The organism is Pseudomonas sp. ATCC 43928, assembly GCF_005938665.2.
Classification (GTDB): domain Bacteria; phylum Pseudomonadota; class Gammaproteobacteria; order Pseudomonadales; family Pseudomonadaceae; genus Aquipseudomonas.
On the sequence record NZ_CP041753.1, the window covers coordinates 871,177 to 891,775 of the forward strand.

Annotated in this window: 17 protein-coding genes; 3 read left to right on the plus strand and 14 right to left on the minus strand. The window is 60.4% G+C overall.

Annotated elements, in window-relative coordinates:
- Nucleotides 1-46: 46 nt before the first annotated feature.
- Nucleotides 47-1,321 (minus strand): Hsp70 family protein, encoded by a 1,275-nt coding sequence (locus tag FFH90_RS03940; protein ID WP_018928459.1) that lies wholly within the window; start codon nt 1,319-1,321, stop codon nt 47-49.
- A 296-nt stretch (nt 1,322-1,617) separates the two neighbouring features.
- Between FFH90_RS03940 and FFH90_RS03945 the strand changes: the two genes are divergently transcribed.
- Both FFH90_RS03945 and FFH90_RS03950 read left to right on the plus strand, forming a co-directional pair.
- A complete protein-coding gene (locus FFH90_RS03945; protein WP_018928458.1) occupies nt 1,618-2,565 on the plus strand; it encodes a DnaJ C-terminal domain-containing protein in 948 nt (315 codons plus the stop codon).
- A gap of 25 nt (nt 2,566-2,590) precedes the next feature.
- Nucleotides 2,591-2,896 (plus strand): chaperone modulator CbpM, encoded by a 306-nt coding sequence (locus tag FFH90_RS03950; RefSeq protein ID WP_018928457.1) that lies wholly within the window; start codon nt 2,591-2,593, stop codon nt 2,894-2,896.
- Between the two features lie 163 nt (nt 2,897-3,059).
- On the opposite strand, the gene FFH90_RS03955 is transcribed toward FFH90_RS03950, so the two are convergent.
- On the minus strand, nt 3,060-4,187 hold the full coding sequence (locus tag FFH90_RS03955) for a sensor histidine kinase KdpD (RefSeq protein WP_111455287.1): 1,128 nt from the start codon (nt 4,185-4,187) through the stop codon (nt 3,060-3,062).
- Nucleotides 4,188-4,428: 241 nt separating this feature from the next.
- On the opposite strand from FFH90_RS03955, the gene FFH90_RS03960 reads away from it, so the two are divergent.
- Nucleotides 4,429-9,345, plus strand: coding sequence for an NEL-type E3 ubiquitin ligase domain-containing protein (locus FFH90_RS03960; RefSeq protein WP_225602855.1), 4,917 nt, complete (start codon nt 4,429-4,431; stop codon nt 9,343-9,345).
- 74 nt (nt 9,346-9,419) lie between these two features.
- Here FFH90_RS03960 and ureC read toward each other — a convergent pair whose 3' ends face one another.
- From ureC to FFH90_RS04020, 12 genes are all read right to left on the minus strand, one after another.
- On the minus strand, nt 9,420-11,120 hold the full coding sequence (gene ureC / locus FFH90_RS03965; RefSeq protein WP_086944061.1) for an urease subunit alpha: 1,701 nt from the start codon (nt 11,118-11,120) through the stop codon (nt 9,420-9,422).
- A gap of 184 nt (nt 11,121-11,304) precedes the next feature.
- Entirely contained in the window at nt 11,305-11,613 is a 309-nt protein-coding gene (locus FFH90_RS03970) for an urease subunit beta (RefSeq protein ID WP_018928453.1), read from the minus strand.
- Complete coding sequence (locus tag FFH90_RS03975) at nt 11,613-12,146, minus strand: GNAT family N-acetyltransferase (protein WP_018928452.1); 534 nt, start codon at nt 12,144-12,146, stop codon at nt 11,613-11,615. Before FFH90_RS03975 ends, FFH90_RS03970 begins: the two co-directional genes overlap by 1 nt.
- 6 nt (nt 12,147-12,152) lie before the next feature.
- Entirely contained in the window at nt 12,153-12,686 is a 534-nt protein-coding gene (locus FFH90_RS03980) for a GNAT family N-acetyltransferase (RefSeq protein ID WP_018928451.1), read from the minus strand.
- Nucleotides 12,687-12,695: 9 nt separating this feature from the next.
- Complete coding sequence (ureA, locus tag FFH90_RS03985; RefSeq protein ID WP_007937143.1) at nt 12,696-12,998, minus strand: urease subunit gamma; 303 nt, start codon at nt 12,996-12,998, stop codon at nt 12,696-12,698.
- A gap of 48 nt (nt 12,999-13,046) precedes the next feature.
- On the minus strand, nt 13,047-13,886 hold the full coding sequence (locus tag FFH90_RS03990; RefSeq protein WP_086944060.1) for an urease accessory protein UreD: 840 nt from the start codon (nt 13,884-13,886) through the stop codon (nt 13,047-13,049).
- 31 nt (nt 13,887-13,917) lie between these two features.
- A complete protein-coding gene (urtE, locus tag FFH90_RS03995) occupies nt 13,918-14,616 on the minus strand; it encodes an urea ABC transporter ATP-binding subunit UrtE (RefSeq protein WP_019582243.1) in 699 nt (232 codons plus the stop codon).
- 57 nt (nt 14,617-14,673) lie between these two features.
- Nucleotides 14,674-15,543: an urea ABC transporter ATP-binding protein UrtD gene (urtD, locus tag FFH90_RS04000; protein ID WP_019582244.1), complete on the minus strand. Its 870-nt coding sequence runs from the start codon at nt 15,541-15,543 to the stop codon at nt 14,674-14,676.
- Nucleotides 15,540-16,619, minus strand: coding sequence for an urea ABC transporter permease subunit UrtC (gene urtC / locus FFH90_RS04005; RefSeq protein ID WP_018928447.1), 1,080 nt, complete (start codon nt 16,617-16,619; stop codon nt 15,540-15,542). Before urtC ends, urtD begins: the two co-directional genes overlap by 4 nt.
- Complete coding sequence (urtB, locus tag FFH90_RS04010) at nt 16,619-18,121, minus strand: urea ABC transporter permease subunit UrtB (protein WP_138866703.1); 1,503 nt, start codon at nt 18,119-18,121, stop codon at nt 16,619-16,621. The genes urtC and urtB overlap by 1 nt, the downstream gene beginning before the upstream one ends.
- 190 nt (nt 18,122-18,311) lie before the next feature.
- Complete coding sequence (gene urtA / locus FFH90_RS04015; protein ID WP_007937152.1) at nt 18,312-19,577, minus strand: urea ABC transporter substrate-binding protein; 1,266 nt, start codon at nt 19,575-19,577, stop codon at nt 18,312-18,314.
- Between the two features lie 408 nt (nt 19,578-19,985).
- Nucleotides 19,986-20,348, minus strand: a complete 363-nt coding sequence (locus FFH90_RS04020) for a DUF6124 family protein (protein WP_138866704.1) — start codon at nt 20,346-20,348, stop codon at nt 19,986-19,988.
- Nucleotides 20,349-20,599: the final 251 nt, after the last annotated feature.

Below are 20,599 nucleotides of genomic sequence, written 5' to 3' on the forward strand. Positions count from 1 at the left end.
CTGCGCAGTCCAACGGGAGCAAGCTCCCTCGCCACAGGGTTTCAGGTCAATCCATCGGGCCGTAACGCTTGGCCGCCTCGATCGCCAACCCGCTGCCGATGCTGCCGAAGATGTTGCCTTCCACATGCTGCGCCTTCGGCAACATTGCCGAGACGCTGTTGCGCAGCGCCGGAATCCCGCTCGAACCGCCAGTGAAGAACACCGTATCTACCTGATCGACCCGCACATTCGCGTCGTTCAGCAATTGGGTCACGCTGTTGCGCACCCGCTCCAGCAAGTTGTCGATGGCTGATTCGAACAGCGCACGAGTCAGTTCCACACTCAAACCGGGCTCGATGCGGTCCAGCGGCACATGACGGCTGTCGGCGTGGGTCAGCTGGATCTTGGTCTCTTCCACTTCCATCGCCAGCCAGTGCCCGGCGCGCTGGTCGATCAGCTTGAACAGGCGATCGATGCCGCCGGTGTCTTCGATGTCGTAGCGCATGCTGCCCAGGGCCAGGGTCGATTTCTGCGAGTACACCGAGTTGATGGTGTGCCAGGTCGCCAGGTTCATGTGATGGCTGGTGGGCATGTAGGCGCCGCTCTTCATACGGCTGCCGTAGCCGAACAGCGGCATCAGGCCTTGCAGGCTCAGCTGTTTGTCGAAATCGGTCCCGCCGATGTGCACGCCGCCGGTGGCGAGGATGTCGTCGTGACGGTTGTCGTGCCCGCGTCGCTCAGGGGACAGGCGCACCAGCGAGAAGTCCGACGTACCACCGCCGATGTCGACAATCAGTACCAGCTCTTCCTTTTCGATGGTGGATTCATAGTCGAACGCCGCTGCAATCGGCTCGTACTGGAACGAGACGTCCTTGAAACCAATGGCGCGGGCTACGTCCACCAGGGTGTTCTCGGCTTCCTGGTCGGCCAGTTCATCGTCATCGACGAAAAACACCGGACGGCCCAGCACCACTTCCTCGAACTCCCGACCGGCAGCGGCTTCGGCGCGCTTTTTCAACTGGCCGATGAACAGCCCGAGCAGGTCCTTGAACGGCATCGCCGTGCCGAGGACGCTGGTGTCGTGCTTGATCAGCTTGGAGCCCAGCAGGCTCTTGAGCGAGCGCATCAAGCGGCCCTCGTAACCTTCCAGGTACTCGTGCAGCGCCAGCCGGCCGTACACCGGGCGGCGTTCTTCCATATTGAAGAAGACCACCGAGGGCAGGGTTATCTTGTCGTCCTCCAGCGCGATCAGCGTTTCCATGCCGGGGCGCAGCCAGCCGACGGTGGAGTTGGACGTGCCGAAGTCGATACCGCAGGCACGGGCTGGAGATGCGTTTTTCATGTCTTTCAAGTTCCGGTTAAAAAACGGCCGCGCAGTGTATGTCAGTGCGGCGCAGATTCGAAGGCCGACTATCTGTTAAATCACATTGATCTACGCTTGAAAGATGCGCCATCACCCCCAAACTTCCCTGCATAGGTTTGGCAATCCTTGGGCGACAGCAAGAACTGCGCCTGGCTGCCGATAAACTACTGATGCGCTGCCCGGTCACAAAATTGAGATTGATCAATCAAGACGCTGTAAACCAGAGCATGCTGTACCGAGTGGCGCGATTTCGATAATGGATGGTGATTCCCTCGATGGACTTCAAAGACTATTACAAGATTCTCGGCGTGGAGCCGACCGCGGACGATAAGGCGATCAAGGCCGCCTATCGGAAGCTGGCGCGCAAATACCACCCCGATGTCAGCAAGGAAAAGGACGCCGAGGCCAAGTTCAAGGATGCGTCGGAAGCCTATGAAGCGCTGAAAAGCGCCGACAAGCGCGCCGAATACGACGACTTGCGCAAATACGGTCACCATGGCCAGCCGTTCCAGGGCCCGCCGGGTTGGCAGAGTCGTGGTGGTTTCGGTGGCGGTGGTCAGGACACGGGCGATTTCTCGGACTTCTTCAGTTCGATCTTCGGCAACCGTGGTTCGGGTTTCGGTGGTGGTGGACGGTCGGGCCATAGCGCCGGTCGTCGAGGGCAAGACGTGGAAATGGAATTACCGGTTTTTCTGGAAGAAACCCTCTCGACCGAATCGAAGAAGGTCAGCTTCCAGGTGCCGCAGTACAACGCTGCCGGCCAGCATGTCAGCAACACCAGCAAAAGCTTGAACGTGAAGATCCCCGCCGGCGTGACCGACGGCGAGCGCATCCGCCTCAAGGGGCAGGGTGCTCCGGGCATCGGTGGCGGGGCCAATGGCGACCTGTACCTGACCATTCGTTTTGCGCCACACCCCAAATTCGATGTCGAAGGCGAGAACCTGATCATCACCTTGCCACTGGCGCCGTGGGAACTGGCACTGGGGACCGAAGTCGCGGTGCCGACCCTGACAGGCAAGATCAACCTCAAGGTTCCGGCCGGCAGCCAGAATGGCCAGCGCATGCGCGCCAAGGGTCACGGCCTGATGCACAAGGCCGGGCACCGTGGTTACCTGTTCGTGCAGCTCAAGGCGGTGATGCCGAAAAAACTCGACCATGACGTCAAGGCGTTGTGGGAGGAGTTGGCGAAAAAAGCCGCTTTCGATCCGCGAGAGAATTTTTGATTCCGAGATAAGGAGGAGCCCAATCATGAGCGACCCCGTGATCGTTCTATTGGACCTGGCAGAATTCTGTGAGGCGACCGAGTTGTCGGACGTGCATGTGATCGAGATCGTCGAACACGGCATCCTCGAACCACAGGGTACAGAGCCCAAGGATTGGCGTTTCACCGACTACGAACTGGTTTTGGCCAAGCGCGCCGCCAAGCTGCGGCGCGACCTGGAGCTGGAATGGGAAGGTGTCGCCCTGGCGCTGGACCTGCTTGACGAGGTCCAGCAACTGCGGGCCGAGAACCGCATGCTCAAGCAGCGGTTGGGGCGCTTGGTGATCGAATAGCTGTAAACACTAAACCTGTGGCGAGGGGGCTTGCCCCCGTTGGGTTGCGTAGCGACCCCAAATCCGGTCATCGCGGTTTTTCAGACTGACCGCATGCGTCGATTTTACGACTGCTGCGCAGCCGAACGGGGGCAAGCCCCCTCGCCACAGCGGTCCCAAGGAGTTACACCTTCCTGGGCAACACCACGCTAAACAGTGTGCCCTGTTCGGCGCTGGAACTGACCTCGATCGTCCCTTGATGGGCATCAACCACTTCCTTGACGATGAACAGTCCCAGACCGAGACTGGTGCTCGGCCCGCCGAGTTCTTCGTCGGCACTGCGTACCAGTGGATCGAAGATTGTGCCGATGACCTCGGGCGGAATCGGGATGCCGTCGTTGTGCACGGTGAGCCGAACGCTGTCCGCTTCGCCCCTGAGGGTCAGTTTGATCACGCTGTGGTTCGAACCGTGCTGCAAGGCATTGCCGATCAGGTTCTGCAGCATTTGAGCGAGCCTTCGGCCATCCCATACACCCCGGGTATCGCCTTCGACGCTCAGTGTCGGATCGCATTGCGGATGAGCAGCGCAGGCTTGGGCAATCGCTTCGCGCGCCGCCTCGGCCAGGTCCATGGGCGCCGGTTCGATCGGCAGGCGCTTGCCCAGGCGACTGCGCACCAGTTCCAGCAAATCGCTGACCATCACCGCCATGTGCCGCGCGCCATCCTTGATATTGTTTGCACAGGTCAGCGCATCGCCTTCAAGCGTTGCTTTACGCAGCAGTAACTCGGTGGACATGCTTACTGCCTGCAATGGCGCTCGCAGGTCATGCCCGAGTATCGCCAGAAACAGATCCCGCGAATGGTTGACCTGTTCGGCATAGGCGGCGGTGGATTCGGCGAGGGCTTCATCGATGGCTTCGTTGAAACGGATCATGTCCTGGAAATAGGTCAGGTCCGGTGACTCCAGGCTGTCGACCCACAACCGAATCACACAGGCCCGCAAATGGCGGAACTCGCTGGTCATTTGCACCAGGTCGAAGCCCACGGTATGCCGCAGTTCGCCATGGCTGGCACCCGCTTCATCCAGGCTTGGGGTTTTCTCCGGGCCTTCGCCCTTGGCCTTGGCGAGCTGTTCGCTGGCGGTTTGCGCGGTGCTCATGTCCCGCGCTGCCGCCAGCAGAATGGCCTTGGCGTGATCGCGCAAGGCTGCTCGATCCATGCACTCGGCCGCCGGGGTGATCGTTCTGGCGAACTGTTCCCATTCATCGACGATACGGTCCACGTGTTGCCTGATGAATTCGGATAAGCGCATGGCCGTTACCTGCCTGGAGAGTCTGGGCATCTTAGCCTCTTTGTAGATCGGTAAAAACTACCGCTGACACGCCGGATCATGCTTGCAGGTCGTGCAGGTGGTACTTATTTGTTTTTTAGATTCTTAAGTTGGAAGGTGTTGTTTGTTTTATCGCTATTTTCCAACAGTTATTTAATCTTTTGTTTTTGCAGGTATTGAATAAGCTTGGCGTTCTTCTCAAATGCATAGGGATACATGCGCAATGAATGAATTGTCAGAAGGGGGCGTTTCCAACATTTCTCAAGAGATGACAGCTGGCGCCAATGTTTATTTGAATTATCTTGCAACCAAAGTTCCCGCATTCATAAAGAAACCATCTGTATCAAGTTTTGTATCAACGACTGATATGAAACCGGACGTTCCCGAGTGGTACATCAAGGCGAGCGCTATCAACCGTCAGTATCTCAACGAACTCATCAGTGAGCGCTGGCGGTTGCAAGACAGCCTGGATGACACACTGGGCGATTTGCAAAAGGACATCAATAAGTTCGCCGAACCCTTGCTTGTTCAGGCCCTGAAAGAAAAACTGAACCTGGATCTGGATGTTCATGCGACATCGGTACGGCTTTATATTCCGGCCCTTTTGGGTTTTGGCGTCGACACCAATGCCAGTCGGCTCAGGCAGTCAACTCTGCTGGAGGCCGCCCTCCATAACTTCGAGGACTCTGAAACCCGTGCTGGCGCCTTTCGTGATGGCTCCGGCATTTTCATTACCGACGCCGAAGGAGCCCTGACGCGCCATTCATTGACCATCGAAAGTTTTGCGAGCCTTTGCAGGGATCTGGATCTCGGTGCGCAATATCAGCGGCACATCAAAGGGTTGCTGGCCCCTTCGGCGGTTGATGCCAAGGCCTCGCTTGAGCAGCACTTCATCGGGACCGAAAAGGCCGCGTTCAATGAGTCAGCGCTGATTGCCTATTTGAAGAGTGATATCACTTCTTATGCATATGGCAAGTTGCAGCAACTGCGAGACAACCAGACAAACGTCACGATGGGCAATCGCCCGTTACAGTCTCATCGGCTGACTCTTTTGGGCGTGAAGCTGTCGGGTATCGTGTTGTTCAGTGCAGTGGCTGATCCGACACGAGTAAAGCGAATCTACAACAGCCTGGTTCCGGCGGACCAACGAACAATGATGGAGTGGTCGCGCAAACTGGCCATTTTACCCGGGCAGGAGTTTGATCAATTCAAACTGCTCAAGGCCTTTTTTGCCAACGGGCCAAGTGGTGTGGTCGACGAGGTGCTGGGCAGGAACGATATTTTCACGCAGAGCCGGCTCGATGGCACCTTGATCGCCTACGTCCCTGACGACCCTGAACATCCCTTGAAGGAATATTCGTCCTTCACCGACTTCATGAAGGCGCTGACGAGCCAGTTGCGCTCGTCGGACTATCAGCAGTTCTTCAGTCGGTTCGTACCGCAAAAAGACCAGGGCAGGTTTTTCGCTCGCGTCAGGGAGCGCTTCAGCACCTTCACCTGGCAGCAGCGGGAGCCGTTGAACATGGGGCCATGGTGGCGGGAAACCGCAGTGGAAAACCCCGACGCAGAACCGATCACCCATGTGATCGAAGGCGCGCTCTGGCCTCAGTTCAGTCGATGGCGGCGCGACAAGGCCATCGCCGATGCGCGACATATCGCCGTGCCCACTGGCGATGAAGATGCCAATGCCCGCTGGGCGCGGCTGAGGAGTTACGCGAACATCGGCTGGAATGTGTTCAACTTCGGCGCAATGCTGGTGCCTGGCCTGGGGGAGGCCATGTTGGGCGTGATGGTCGGGCAAATGCTGCTCGAAACCATGGAGGGCATTGAGGACTGGAGCAAGGGAGACAAGGAAGAAGCGTCGGCGCTTCTGTGCGGTGTCCTGATCAATGCTGCCCAGTTGGCAATCATGGCGGCAGGGCATGTTTTACCCACGGGCGCAGCGCCAGCGGTCCGGCCTTCATCTTTTGTCGATCAGCTGAAGCCGGTGGTGCTCGCTGACGGCAAGACCCGTCTCTGGAATCCGGACCTGAGTCCGTATGAACATCAAGTCAGTCTGAGTCCGGGTACGAAGCCAAACGAGCGAGGCCTGTATCTGCACAACGATCAGGAATTCCTGTCGATCGGCGGTAAATACTTTGCGGTGCAAGACGATCCACTCACGGGGCAACCGCGGATTCTCCATCCGGATCGAGCGATGGCCTACCAACCGAAGCTTGAACACAATGGCGCAGGCACCTGGCATACCGAGCTCGACCGCCCTGTCGAATGGACCTCGACCGAGCTCATGCGGCGGTTGGGGGCGAGGGTAGAAACGTTCGACGATGCAACGCTTGAGCAGATCCGGATCGCCAGTGGCGTCGAAGCAGATGTGCTGCGTCGGCTGCATGTCGAAAACGAAGCACCGCCGGCGTTGCTGGTCGACACGATCGAACGGTTCAAGACGTGGTCGGACACGGGGAAGCTGCCACAGAGCGGTCTGTCGCCATCAGACAATGCCAATGTGCGGGTGCTTCAGGATGCTTTTGCACAATTGCCCGACGGCGTGGCCGAGGAACTGCTGGCCGCCGCTGCTCCGGCGGATTTGCGAGCACTGGCCGAACAAAAGCGCATTGCCTTGCATCTGCGGCAACAGGTGCGGGCGGCCTTGCTGGAAGTACGTTTGGCGCGCGCCTATGAAGGGCTGTTCCTTGACTCGATGCACGCTCCGGATACGGAACGGCTGGCGCTGCACACCCTGGAAACCTTGCCGAACTGGCCGGGCGACGTGCGCATTGAAGTTCGCGAACATTCGTTCACCGGGCACCTGCGCGACAGCATTGGCCCGGAGAACGCACGTACGCGCAAAGTGCTGGTCAGCACGGACGAGGGCTATGAAGCGCGGGATGCCGAGGATAACCATCTGCGGGGTGCCGACGATCTTTTTTCATCCGTCTTGCACGCTCTGCCCGACGCCGAACGCAAAGCGCTGGGGTACGAGATCTATCAAGGCGCGAACCTCAAACGCAGTGTTCAAAATGCCCCGTTGGCGCGTGACAAGCTGCGTCCGATGCTGGCGGACAACCCTCTGCGCAAGCCCGCCTACGATCCCGAAACGATGAAGTTGCGCGGTGGCATGTTTGCCCCCCAGGGCATTCGACAACTGACCGGCCGAGTGACGCCGCAGGAGCGGGTCAGGAGTGTGCGCCCCGGGTGGACGGAAACCGAGGCCCAGGCTTACCTGGACGGCGGGGGCGACGACGTTACTCCGGAACAGCGGGCAAGCGCATTGGAGGCGGAGTTCGATCGTCTCAATGCCAATTTCCGGCACTGGCTCAATTTACCCACCGAAGCGTTCAGGTACAGCCCTGCCGGCATTGCCGAATGGCAGACCCGAAACTCGATCTACACAACCATTCGCCAGTGCTGGCAGCACACCGGGCCCAGGGATGTGGACCCTTTGGGAAATATGTACGGGACAGCGCTTGATTTCAGAAACGTTCCCCTGGGGCGACACTTGGGAAGCATGCCTCTGTTGGAAGCCGATTTTCAGCACGTCACCAGCCTGAACTTGCTGGGCACTGAAATGAGCGATGCCCACGTCACGTTTCTGGTTCATTTCCCGAAACTCCGTTCGCTGAATCTCACCGGTAACCAGCTCACGCAATTTCCTCGTGCGGTGGGGCGAATGCGTGGGCTGACCGAACTGAACCTCGGCGATAACCGGATAGTGCTGGATGCCCAGGGAGCTACCTATTTGAGATGGCTCTCCCGGCTGAAAAGTCTGGATCTGCAAGGAAACCCGTTGGGGAGAGTGCCCGATATCGGTGGGATGCGCATGCTGCATACCCTGATGCTGGGTGACACCGGGATTGATACCTGGCCGGACGGGCTGTTCGCTCAACCCAGGTTCCGGCATTTTTACCTGAACCTGCAGCGCAACGAACTGACCGTTATCCCGCAGGTTACGCCCGGCTCAGCCTCCGCGGAGCTGTTGGCGCGCACGGTATTGAATCGCGATCCGCCGTGGTTGTCGGCCGAGAACCTGGAAACGCTCAGAGGTTATATCCGGTCCGTCGGCCTGGACCCCGATCGTCCGTATCCGCCTCGCGGCGTGCGCGACAGTCTCGAGTGGGAGGAAGGCTTGACGCGACCTGAGTGGGTGGCCAAACAGGATGTTTGGAACAGCGTTGAGGATGAGTTCGGCTCAGTACCTTTTTTCAACAAGATCAGGCAACTGACCCAGTCCAGCCATTTCAAGCATGACCTCGCGTTCAGGAAGGACATGACGAGCAAGGTCTGGAGAATGCTGGAAGCGATGTCCAGGGACAGCGAGCTGCGGCGCAATCTTTTTGTCATGGGCAGGGATGAGGTCACCCTTTGTGTCGATGCCGGGGCACAGCTGTTCAACGCGATGGGGGTGGAGGTGCTGATCCACGAGGCCTATGCACTGGGCAATCCGGCTCTGGTGGAGGCGGAACTGGTGCAGTTGGCCAGAGGCAAATCCCGACTGGATGAGTTGAGCCGGATTGCCCACAAGGAGGTCGCCGAGCGACTGCAGAACGGTGAGCAATTCAGGGTTGTCGATGCCGAAGGCTCAGTCTCGGGGAGCATCGATGAAGTCGAGGTGCACCTGGCCTACATGACGGACCTGGCCGAACGACTGGATCTGCCCTGGCAATCCCGTGACTTGCAATTTCGCACGCACACAGGTGTCACCCCCGAGATGATCGAAAGTGCCTATCAGCGGGTACTGGCTCTGGAAGCCGGCGACTTGTTGCGTGATTCGATCATCGAACAGCCGTTCTGGGAGACTTTCATCCAGCGTTTGAATCGAAGCGCTTTCAAAGTCTTCAGGCGACGAATCGATGCGACGACGGAGTTTTACATGGCGCTTGATAAGCGCGCGACCGAACCGAATCTATCGGTCGAGGCCAAGGCAGCTCTCAAAGAAGAGCTGCGGGTCCTCGCCGCAGAGTTGGGTAAACCGGAAAGCGCGATTGCTCCGGGAGAGGTCATGACAGACGAGGCTTATGCCGCCGAGCTGGAGGCGATCAACACCGAGATGAAAACGCTGATGAAGACCCTGACCCAGCAGGCGATGGATCGGGCGAAGCTGCAAAGGGTAGAGATTCCCTTCACGGTCGAACCGAATAACTGATTGACCTGACAAACAACCCTACCGGCACGAAGACTGACGCCATTCGTGCCGGTTTTTTTATACCTGAGCGAATCTCAAAACAGGAAGTAACGCTGAGCCATCGGCAACACATCCGCTGGCTCGCACCAGAGCAAGACACCGTCGGCCTTAACCTGATAAGTCTGCGGATCGACGTCGATGTCCGGCAGGTAGTCGTTGTGAATCAGGTCGGTTTTCTGCACCTCGCGACAGCCTTTGACCACGGCGATTTTCTTCTTCAGGCCCAGGGCCTCGGGCAAACCCGCCTCCTGCGCGGCCTGGCTGATAAAGGTCAGGCTGGTGGCATGCAACGAGCCGCCGTAACTGGCGAACATCGGGCGGTAGTGCACTGGTTGCGGCGTTGGAATAGACGCGTTGGCGTCACCCATCAGGCTGGCCGCAATGGCACCGCCCTTGAGGATCAGCGTTGGCTTTACCCCGAAAAACGCTGGACGCCAGAGCACCAGATCCGCCCACTTGCCCACTTCGACCGAGCCCACTTCATGGCTGATCCCGTGGGTGATCGCCGGGTTGATGGTGTACTTGGCGATGTAGCGTTTGGCGCGGAAGTTGTCATTGCCTTCGCCATCTTGTGGCAGCGGACCGCGCTGCTTCTTCATTTTGTCGGCGGTCTGCCAGGTGCGCGTGATGACTTCGCCGACGCGGCCCATGGCCTGGCTGTCGGAGCTGATCATCGAGAACGCGCCAAGGTCATGCAGGATGTCTTCGGCGGCAATCGTCTCGCGGCGGATGCGGCTTTCGGCGAAGGCCACGTCTTCGGCAATGCTCGGGTCCAGGTGGTGGCAGACCATCAGCATGTCGAGGTGCTCGTCGATGGTGTTGCGGGTGAACGGCCGGGTCGGGTTGGTCGAGCTCGGCAACACGTTGGCGAAACCGCAGGCCTTGATGATGTCCGGGGCATGACCGCCACCGGCACCTTCGGTGTGATAGGTGTGGATGGTGCGGCCCTTGAAGGCGGCGAGGGTGGTTTCGACGAAGCCGGACTCGTTGAGGGTGTCGGTGTGGATGGCGACCTGGACGTCGTATTGGTCGGCCACTGTCAGGCAGTTGTCGATGCTCGCGGGCGTGGTTCCCCAGTCTTCGTGCAACTTCAGGCCGATGGCGCCGGCCTTGACCTGTTCGATCAACGGCTCCGGCAGGCTGGCGTTGCCCTTGCCGGTGAGGCCGATGTTCATCGGGAACGCATCGGCGGCCTGGAGCATGCGCGCCAGGTGCCACGGGCCGGAGGTGCAGGTGGTGGCGTTGGTGCCGGTGGCCGGTCCCGTGCCGCCGCCGATCATGGTGGTGACGCCGCTCATCAGCGCTTCTTCGATCTGCTGCGGACAGATGAAGTGGATGTGGGTGTCGATGCCGCCGGCGGTGAGGATCATGCCTTCACCGGCGATCACTTCGGTGCTGGCGCCGACCGCGATGGTGACGTTGGGCTGGATGTCCGGGTTGCCGGCCTTGCCGATGGCCGCGATGCGTCCGTCCTTGAGGCCGACGTCGGCCTTGACGATGCCCCAGTGGTCGATGATCAGCGCGTTGGTGATCAGGGTATCGACCACCTCGGCGGCCAGCCGTTGGCTTTGGCCCTGGCCGTCGCGAATGACTTTGCCGCCGCCGAATTTCACTTCTTCGCCGTAGGTGGTGAAGTCCTGTTCCACTTCGATCCACAGCTCAGTGTCGGCCAGACGGACCTTGTCACCGACGGTGGGGCCGAACATGTCGGCGTAGGCTTGTCTTGAGATTTTCATGCGCTTGCCTTGAAAGTGAAGTGCGGTAGTCCGCGGTCCATTGTGGCGAGGGAGCTTGCTCCCGTTCGGCTGCGCAGCAGTCGTAAAATCTGCCGCTCCGATTATTCAGATAGATCGCACCAGCTGTGTTGCGAGCGCTTCGCACTCGAGCGGGAGCAAGCTCCCTCGCCACAGGGTTTGCGTGTCAGTCGAGGTCGCCCATGATCCTGCCGGCAAACCCGAACACCCGGCGATGCCCGGCCAGGTCCACCAGCTCGACCTCGCGGCTCTGCCCCGGTTCGAAGCGCACTGCGGTGCCGGCGGGGATGTTCAGGCGCATGCCGCGGCTGGCGACGCGGTCGAAGGTCAGCGCGTCGTTGGTTTCGAAAAAGTGGTAATGCGAGCCGACCTGGATCGGCCGGTCGCCGCTGTTGGCCACCTTCAGGCTGACAGTGCGTCGGCCCACGTTAAGCTCGATGTCGCCGGGCTGGATCTGGTACTCACCGGGAATCATCACTGGGCTCCTTGGAGAATCTTGTAGTAGAGGGCGGTCGGTTTGTAGCGCCCGTTCGGGTCGCAGGCGTAGTCCGGAATTTCGCCGGCACGGGTGTAACCCAGGGCCTTGTAGAAGTCTTCGGCGGGGGAGCCGGCCTCGGTGTCGAGGTAGAGCATGCCGCGCTTGTGCTGGCGGGCGGCGAGCTCCAGGGCATGCATCAACTGCTGGCCCAGGCCGCGACGACGGGCGTGTTCACGCACCAGCAGTTTCTGCACTTCGGCGCGATTCAGCCCATTGGCTTTCTGGCACAGGTTCAGTTGCACACTGGCCTGCACCTGTTCGTCCTTGACCACCACCCACAGCAGCACGTTGCCTTTGTTCAGGTTGTCCTGGACTTCATCGAAATGGGCTCGGGCCTGGGTGGCGTCCAGATCCGCCATGAACCCGACGCTGGCGCCATAGCCGACGGCGTCGAGCAGCAGATCAATCAATCCCTGACGATAGTGCGCAAAGCTTTCAACATTGACGCGTCGCAGTTGGGCGGCGTTCATGGGGCATCACTCCTTGTGGGGATCGGGTGGCATTGCGCCCGGATCGAGGATCAGTTGCATGAAGGTCAGGTCCAGCCAGCGGCCGAACTTGGTACCCACCTGCGGCATTTGGCCGGTGACGACAAAACCGGCCCGATCGTGCAGCCGGATCGAGGCGCTATTACCGCTTTCGATGGCGGCGACCATCACGTGTTTGTTACAGCCTTTGGCGCGCTCGATCAGCGCTGCCATCAGTTGCGGGCCGAGGCCATTGCCACGCTGGTCGTTGCGCACGTACACCGAGTGCTCGACCGTGTGGCGGAACCCGTCGAAGGGGCGCCAGTCACCGAATGAAGCGTAGCCGAGTACGTTGTCGTCGCCGTCGACGATTACCAGAATCGGATAGCCCTGGGCTTGCCGCGCGCTGAACCAGGCCTGGCGGTTGCCCAGGTCCACGGCCTGTTCGTTCCAGATCGCCGTGGTGTTGAGCACCGCGTCGTTGTAGATGTCGCGGATCGCCGGCAGATCGGCGTGCAGCGCATCGCGGATGTGGTAAGTCATGGCGCAGCCTCAGGCGATCGGTTGGTGAACGGTGACCAGTTTGGTGCCGTCGGGAAACGTCGCTTCGACCTGGATCTCCGGGATCATTTCCGGGATGCCTTCCATCACTTGCTCGCGGCTGAGCAGGGTGGTGCCGTAGTGCATCAGCTCGGCCACGGTCTGGCCGTCACGCGCGCCTTCGAGCAGCGCCGCGGAAATGTAGGCCATGGCCTCCGGGTAATTGAGTTTCACGCCGCGAGCCAAACGCCGCTCGGCCACGAGGCCGGCGGTGAAGATCAGCAGCTTGTCTTTTTCGCGTGGGGTCAGGTCCATCGTAGAAATCCATAATCGGCAGTTAAAAAGTCTTCTGTAGGAGCGTATTCAGGTGGCCCATATTCTGGGTGGGACGGCTTCGCGGCCGAGCAACGCAGGCCGGAGCAATCGCCACAAATCAATTAGCCAACCCCGTGCCAACAGCGCCTCGCTGGCCAGGCACCGGGCGACCAACAGCCCCGGCAGCTGCGTCAGATCCCCGCGCACCTCATTGGGCAGCGAGCGGCACTTCTCCAGCAATTCACTATCAATCTCTCCGGTCACCAGCAACGTCGCAAACACCGGTTGCCCATCCAGCCCGATCGGCGAGTCCAGCAAACCGTCATCCCCGGTAATGCGCTGGCGTTCGTGCCAGAGCAACTGGCCGTCGCGGCGGATATCCAGGTGGGCCTGGAAGTGTCCGAGGTCGAAGCGCTCGCCACTGGCCGGACGCCCCAGCGCGACCACGTCCCAGTAGAACAACCGGGCATCGCCCTCAAGATCAATGCTCGTGCTGAGTTCAGCCTGAGCGGCGCTGAAGATAATCGTCTCTTGCGGCAGCCACTCCAACGTAGCACCGGCGGCAACGCGCAAGTCGAGTTTCTGATAAGCCGGCCCGGCCGCGCGATACCACTTGGCGGCGCCAGGGCTGGTGATTTGTGCCCAGGCGTGGGTGCCGACGCTGGCCGAGATGTCCAGCCGATCACCCCCGGCAATCCCGCCCGGCGGGTGGACGATGATGTGCTGACACACCTCGGGGCCTTCGGCATACAAGTGCTTCTGCACCCGCAGCGGGCCTTGATGACGGCGCTGTACCGGGCGGGTGCTGGCGCCGAAACGGGCGTAGCCCAGCTCCAGCTCGGCATGCCAGCTCGGGGTAAACAGCGCAGTGGGGAGAGGTAAATTCATATCGTCTAATTTATCGTCAGAAGGCTGCAGGTTAGATCGTAACCAGCCCGCGCACACCTTCGGCTTCCATATTTTCGCCACGACCCTGCTGCACGATCTCGCCCCGGGACATCACCAGGTACTGATCGGCCAGCTCGGCGGCGAAATCGTAGAACTGCTCCACCAGCAAAATTGCCATGTCGCCACGGGCCGCGAGCTTTTTGATCACCGCGCCGATTTCCTTGATCACTGACGGCTGGATGCCTTCGGTGGGTTCGTCGAGAATCAGCAGCCGTGGACGACTGGCCAGTGCCCTGCCGATCGCCAGCTGTTGCTGCTGACCGCCGGACAAGTCACCGCCACGCCGTTGCTTCATTTGCAGCAGCACCGGGAAAAGCTCGTAGATGAACGCCGGGACTTCCTTGGCCTCGGAGCCAGGAAACCGCGACAGGCCCATCAGCAGGTTTTCTTCCACGGTCAGCCGGCCGAAGATTTCCCGGCCCTGAGGCACGTAGGCGATCCCGGCGTGAACCCGTTGGTGCGGCTTGAACGTGGTGATCGGTTTACCTTCCCAGTTCACCGCGCCCTCCTTGGCCGGCAGCAAACCCATCAGGCATTTGAGCAAGGTGGTCTTACCCACGCCGTTGCGCCCCAGCAGGCAGGTGACTTCGCCGACCTTCACCTCAAACGTCAGGCCCCGCAGGATGTGGCTACCGCCGTAGTACTGGTGCAGCTTGTCGACTTGCAGCATCTTCAAATTCCCCCTGTGATCGTTCCCACGCAGAGCGCGGAATCGATCAATTGCTCATCAGCGGCCGAGGTAGACCTCGATCACCCGCTCATTGTCCTGCACCTGCTCCAGTGACCCTTCGGCCAGCACGCTGCCCTGGTGCAACACGGTGACGTGGTCGGCGATCGAGCCGACGAAGCCCATGTCGTGTTCCACCACCATCAGCGAATGCTTGCCGGCCAGGCGCTTGAACAGTTCGGCGGTGAATTCGGTTTCGGCGTCGGTCATGCCCGCCACCGGCTCGTCGAGTAGCAGCAGTTGCGGGTCTTGCATCAGCAGCATGCCGATTTCCAGAAACTGCTTCTGACCGTGGGACAACAAACCCGCCGGGCGATTGACCGAGGCAGTCAGGCGAATGGTCTCCAGCACTTCGCTGATGCGATCCCTTTGTTCGCCGCTCAGGCGAGCCCGCAAGCTGGCCCACACCGACTTGTCGGTTTTCTGCGCCAGCTCCAGGTTTTCAAACACGCTCAAGGCTTCGAACACGGTTGGCTTCTGGAACTTGCGACCGATACCGGCCTGGGCGATCTGCACTTCGCTCATCTGCGTCAGGTCCAGGGTTTCACCGAACCAGGCCTTGCCGTGACTGGGGCGGGTCTTGCCGGTGATCACGTCCATCAGCGTGGTCTTGCCCGCGCCGTTGGGGCCGATGATGCAGCGCAATTCGCCAACGCCGATGTACAGGTTCAGATTGTTGAGCGCCTTGAAACCATCGAAGCTGACGCTGATGTCTTCCAGGGTCAGGATGGTGCCGTGGCGCGTATTCAGGCCGGGGCCGACGCGTTGGCCGAGGCCAATGGCATCGCGGCTGCTGCCGGCATCCTTGTTGGGCTGCGGTGGGAAAAAGGCCGGTTCGAGCATGAATTCAGCCGTTGCAGTGATCCTCATTGTTCACCCCTTTTCTTCAGCAGCCCGATCACACCCTTAGGCAGGTACAGCGTCACGACGATGAACAGCGCGCCGAGGAAGAACAGCCAGTATTCCGGAAACGCCACGGTGAACCAGCTCTTCATCCCGTTGACCACACCGGCACCCAGCAGCGGGCCGATCAGCGTGCCGCGCCCCCCCAAGGCAACCCAGACCGCCGCTTCGATCGAGTTGGTCGGCGACATTTCGCTCGGGTTGATGATCCCGACTTGCGGCACATACAACGCCCCCGCCAGGCCACACAACACCGCACTCAACACCCAGACAAACAGCTTGAAGCCGCGCGGGTCGTAGCCGCAGAACATCAGGCGGTTCTCGGCATCGCGCAACGCGGTCAGCACCCGGCCGAACTTGCTTTGCGCCAGCCGCCAGCCGATGAACAGGCTCGCCACCAGCAACAGTACCGTGGCGAAAAACAACACCGCGCGAGTCCCCGGTTCCGTGATGCCAAACCCGAGAATGCTGCGGAAGTTGGTGAAGCCGTTGTTGCCGCCAAACCCGGTTTCGTTGCGGAAAAACAGCAGCATCCCGGCGAAGGTCAGGGCCTGGGTCATGATCGAGAAATACACGCCCTTGATCCGCGAGCGGAAGGCGAAGAAACCGAATACCAATGCCAGCAAACCCGGCGCCAATACCACCAGGCACATGGCCCAGAGGAAGCTGCTGGTGCCGGTCCAGTACCACGGCAATTCGGTCCAGGACAGGAACGTCATGAACGCCGGCAAGCCGTCACCCGAGGCTTGGCGCATCAGGTACATGCCCATCGCATAACCGCCGAGGGCGAAGAACAGACCGTGACCGAGGGACAGGAGGCCGGCGTAACCCCAGACCAGATCGAGGGCGAGGGCGACGATGGCGTAGCAAAGAATCTTGCCCACCAGTGTCAGCGTGTAGGCCGAGACGTGCAGCGCGCTGTCGGGCGATAACAACGACAGCAATGGCAACGCCAGTAGCAAAACGAGAATCACCGCGCCAACAGTGATGGTGACTTTGGGGCCGGCTTTTTTTGTCGCGGTAACGAGCAGAGGCTGGTTCATCAGTCGATCACCCGTCCTTTCAGTGCGAAGAGGCCTTGCGGACGTTTCTGGATGAACAGAATGATCAACGCGAGGATCAGGATTTTGCCCAGCACCGCACCGATCTGCGGTTCGAGAATCTTGTTGGCGATGCCCAGGCCGAACGCGGCCAGCACGCTGCCGGCCAATTGGCCGACACCGCCGAGCACCACCACCAGGAACGAATCGATGATGTAGCTCTGGCCGAGGTCAGGGCCGACGTTGCCGATCTGGCTGAGCGCCACGCCACCGAGGCCGGCGATGCCCGAGCCTAAGCCGAAGGCGAGCATGTCCACGCGCCCGGTCGGCACCCCGCAGCACGCCGCCATGTTGCGGTTCTGGGTGACGGCGCGCACGTTCAAGCCAAGGCGCGTCTTGTTCAACAGCAGCCAGGTCAGCACCACCACAAACAAGGCAAACGCGATGATCACGATGCGGTTGTATGGCAGCACTAGGTTGGGCAGTACCTGGATCCCGCCCGACAACCACGCCGGGTTGGCCACTTCGACGTTCTGCGCACCGAACACCAACCGCACCAACTGGATCAGCATCAGGCTGATGCCCCACGTCGCGAGCAGGGTTTCCAGCGGGCGACCGTAGAGGTGGCGAATCACCGTGCGCTCCAGCGCCATGCCGATGGCGGCGGTAACGAAAAACGCCACCGGCAGCGCAATCAGCGGATAGAACTCGACGGCTTGTGGGGCGAAGCGCTGGAACATCAGCTGCACCACGTACGTCGAGTACGCGCCGAGCATCAACATCTCGCCGTGGGCCATGTTGATCACCCCGAGCAGGCCGAAGGTGATCGCCAAGCCCAATGCCGCGAGCAGCAGAATCGAACCCAGGGACATGCCACTGAAGGCCTGGCCGAGCATCTCACCGATCAGCAATTTGCGTTTGACCTGGGCCAGGCTGGTTTCGGCGGCGGTGTGCACACTGGCGTCGGCTTCGACGCCGGGTTCGAGCAAGCCTTCGAGGCGGGTGCGGGCCAGCGGGTCGCCGGTTTCGCCGAGCAAACGCACGGCGGCGAGGCGCACGGCAGGGTCACTGTCGACCAGTTGCAGATTGGCCAAGGCCAGGCTCAGGGCGGCGTGAACGGTTTCGTCTTGTTCGCGGGTCAACTGTTGGTCGAGGAATTTCAGCTGCGCCGGTTTGGCGCTTTTCTGCAATTGCTGCGCGGCGGCCAGACGGATTTTGGCGTCGGCGGCGAGCAATTGGTGGCTGGCCAAAGCGGTGTCGATCAGACCCCGCAGGCGATTGTTCAGGCGCAGGGTTTTCGGTTGGCCATCGATGGTCAGCTCGCCTTGTTGCAGGGCGTTGATCAGTTCGATACGGGCCGGATCGGGCTGCGCGGCCCAGGTTTCCAGAAGCTTGGCTTGCTGCACGGGATTGGCCGCGACGAAGTCTTCGGCGTCGCCGGCGTGGACGGCCATCGGCAGTAACAGCGCGATGGCGAGGATCAAGCGGTAAAAGGCAGTGGGCATGTCAGTGTCCTTGCGCGGACTAAGTGTGGGAGCAAACTTTGTGGCGAGGGAGCTTGCTCCCGCTGGACTACGCAGTAGTCCCGTTTTTTGGGGCCGCTTCGCAGCCCAACGGGGGCAAGCCCCCTCACCACAAAGCCCGCTCACACAGGAGTTGTGTCGGGCCCGAGCTCCATGCTCAGGCCCCAGTGGCTCAGTTGCTCTTCACCGCATACTCCGGCTTCTTGTCGTTGCCCGGAATGAACGGGCTCCACGGTTGGGCGCGGATCGGCCCTTCGGTCTGCCACACCACGTTGAACTGACCGTCGGCCTGAATCTCGCCGATCATCACTGGCTTGTGCAGGTGGTGGTTGGTCTTGTCCATGGTCAGGGTGTAGCCGGACGGTGCGGCAAAGGTCTGGCCGGCCAGGGCTTCGCGGACTTTGTCGACGTCGGTGGATTTGGCCTTCTCGGCGGCTTGCGCCCACATGTGGATGCCGACGTAAGTGGCTTCCATCGGGTCGTTGGTCACCGCTTTGTCGGCGCCCGGCAGGTTGTGTTTCTTGGCGTAGGCTTTCCAGTCATCGACGAACTTCTTGTTCACCGGGTTTTCCACCGACTCAAAGTAGTTCCACGCCGCGAGGTTGCCCACCAGCGGTTTGGTGTCGATGCCGCGCAATTCCTCTTCACCCACGGAGAACGCCACGACCGGTACGTCGGTGGCTTTCAGGCCCTGGTTGGCCAGCTCTTTATAGAACGGCACGTTGGAGTCGCCGTTGACGGTGGAGATGACCGCCGTCTTGCCACCGGCAGAGAATTTTTTGATGCTGGCCACGATGGTCTGGTAATCGCTGTGGCCGAACGGGGTGTAGACCTCTTCGATGTCCTTGTCGGCCACACCTTTGGAGTGCAGGAACGAGCGCAGGATCTTGTTGGTGGTGCGCGGGTAGACGTAGTCGGTGCCGAGCAGGAAGTAGCGCTTGGCGCTGCCGCCTTCTTCGCTCATCAGGTATTCCACTGCCGGGATCGCCTGTTGGTTGGGCGCCGCGCCGGTGTAGAACACGTTCGGCGACATCTCTTCGCCTTCGTATTGCACCGGGTAGAACAGCAGGCCGTTGAGCTCTTCGAACACCGGCAGCACCGATTTACGCGACACCGAGGTCCAGCAACCGAACACCACCGCCACCTTGTCCTGGGTCAGCAACTGCCGGCCCTTTTCGGCGAACAGCGGCCAGTTCGATGCCGGGTCCACGACCACAGGCTCCAGCATCTTGCCGTTCACGCCGCCCTTGGCGTTGATTTCGTCGATGGTCATCAACGCCATGTCTTTGAGCGAGGTTTCGGAGATCGCCATGGTCCCGGACAACGAATGCAGAATACCGACCTTGATGGTCTCGGCGGCCTGGACAGTCCAGGTCATGCCCATCGCGGCAATGCTTGCCGTGAGTGTGAAAGCCTTGATCAAACTGCGACGCTTCATTGTGCGATCTCCATGAACGTTAAAGTTTTTTATGGTTGGCAGATGCGGACGACTGAAGGCTGTTTTGCAAGGGCTGTGCCCGGTCGGGGACGGGCAAGGAAATGTCGTATTAGAGTGGTTGCGGGGTTTGCGTGACGCACCATGAAGGGACGGGGCTGGCGCGTTGGTGCGAGAAGATGCGCCACATTGGGGCGAAGAATTGCCCCAATGCCGGTCAGTTAAGGTAAAGGCGCTGTGAATACAAAACCTGTGGCGAGGGGGCTTGCCCCCGTTGGGTCGCGAAGCGGCCCCAAAACCTGCAACTGCGGTGTATCGGGTGCACCGCGTGCAATGGTTTTACGACTGCTTCGCAGCCGAACGGGGGCAAGCCCCCTCGCCACAAAGGCTCGTTCCCAAAGAGTGGGGGGGCTATGCCGGGTCGACGTTATCCAGCGCCCGGTTAACCGCCAGCTCCGCCAGCATGATGCTCTGTTGAATCGCCAGCACCGTGTAGCGCTGTGGGCCGGTCAGGGAGTTAGCGAAATCGCTGGCCAGGACACTCGCCGTGGCTAACGATTCGTAGGCGTGGGCCAGGAGGCTTTCGGTGTCCATATTCGGGGCGACCAAGAACATGGTGCTGGGACGGCGGGGTTTTTCGGTGTAGGGGGCCGGGGGATCGAGGTAGTAGTCGAGGGCGCGTTTGATGGCTTCGCGATCCTTGAGTAATTCTTCGTTGCGCGAGGCTTCGGCGTTGGTGGTATTGAAGGGTGGGTCAGGAATTAATTTGTCCATTGAAAAATTTCTCCAGCGTTGGAGCCTCCACTTGCCGCTTCTCACACGGGAAGAGGTGGCAGCTATGTGCGAGGTGAGAAGACCGGTTATGGACACCCGGCCGGACCGAAGTCCGCCCGCACACAGCCGCCATAACGCATTTGCAGGCAGCTAATAAGCTGGCGGCGATTATGCGTGTACAGACACTGGATGACCATAAGTTGCCGGGCTTCTCACACCCGATCGCTGAGTTGTCAGCGACAGCCAAAGAC

What these genes read in the sequence shown, in the direction of transcription:
- urtA (WP_007937152.1), bottom strand. Translation starts at nt 19,577, where the DNA reads ATGAAGCGTCGCAGTTTGATCAAGGCTTTCACACTCACGGCAAGCATT.
- urtC (WP_018928447.1), bottom strand. Translation starts at nt 16,619, where the DNA reads ATGAACCAGCCTCTGCTCGTTACCGCGACAAAAAAAGCCGGCCCCAAA.
- urtD (WP_019582244.1), bottom strand. Translation starts at nt 15,543, where the DNA reads ATGAGGATCACTGCAACGGCTGAATTCATGCTCGAACCGGCCTTTTTC.
- FFH90_RS03990 (WP_086944060.1), bottom strand. Translation starts at nt 13,886, where the DNA reads ATGAATTTACCTCTCCCCACTGCGCTGTTTACCCCGAGCTGGCATGCC.
- FFH90_RS03955 (WP_111455287.1), bottom strand. Translation starts at nt 4,187, where the DNA reads ATGCGCTTATCCGAATTCATCAGGCAACACGTGGACCGTATCGTCGAT.
- FFH90_RS03950 (WP_018928457.1), top strand. Translation starts at nt 2,591, where the DNA reads ATGAGCGACCCCGTGATCGTTCTATTGGACCTGGCAGAATTCTGTGAG.
- FFH90_RS04020 (WP_138866704.1), bottom strand. Translation starts at nt 20,348, where the DNA reads ATGGACAAATTAATTCCTGACCCACCCTTCAATACCACCAACGCCGAA.
- FFH90_RS03975 (WP_018928452.1), bottom strand. Translation starts at nt 12,146, where the DNA reads ATGAACGCCGCCCAACTGCGACGCGTCAATGTTGAAAGCTTTGCGCAC.
- FFH90_RS03945 (WP_018928458.1), top strand. Translation starts at nt 1,618, where the DNA reads ATGGACTTCAAAGACTATTACAAGATTCTCGGCGTGGAGCCGACCGCG.
- FFH90_RS03960 (WP_225602855.1), top strand. Translation starts at nt 4,429, where the DNA reads ATGAATGAATTGTCAGAAGGGGGCGTTTCCAACATTTCTCAAGAGATG.
- FFH90_RS03940 (WP_018928459.1), bottom strand. Translation starts at nt 1,321, where the DNA reads ATGAAAAACGCATCTCCAGCCCGTGCCTGCGGTATCGACTTCGGCACG.
- FFH90_RS03970 (WP_018928453.1), bottom strand. Translation starts at nt 11,613, where the DNA reads ATGATTCCCGGTGAGTACCAGATCCAGCCCGGCGACATCGAGCTTAAC.
- urtE (WP_019582243.1), bottom strand. Translation starts at nt 14,616, where the DNA reads ATGCTGCAAGTCGACAAGCTGCACCAGTACTACGGCGGTAGCCACATC.
- ureA (WP_007937143.1), bottom strand. Translation starts at nt 12,998, where the DNA reads ATGGACCTGACCCCACGCGAAAAAGACAAGCTGCTGATCTTCACCGCC.
- ureC (WP_086944061.1), bottom strand. Translation starts at nt 11,120, where the DNA reads ATGAAAATCTCAAGACAAGCCTACGCCGACATGTTCGGCCCCACCGTC.
- urtB (WP_138866703.1), bottom strand. Translation starts at nt 18,121, where the DNA reads ATGCCCACTGCCTTTTACCGCTTGATCCTCGCCATCGCGCTGTTACTG.
- FFH90_RS03980 (WP_018928451.1), bottom strand. Translation starts at nt 12,686, where the DNA reads ATGACTTACCACATCCGCGATGCGCTGCACGCCGATCTGCCGGCGATC.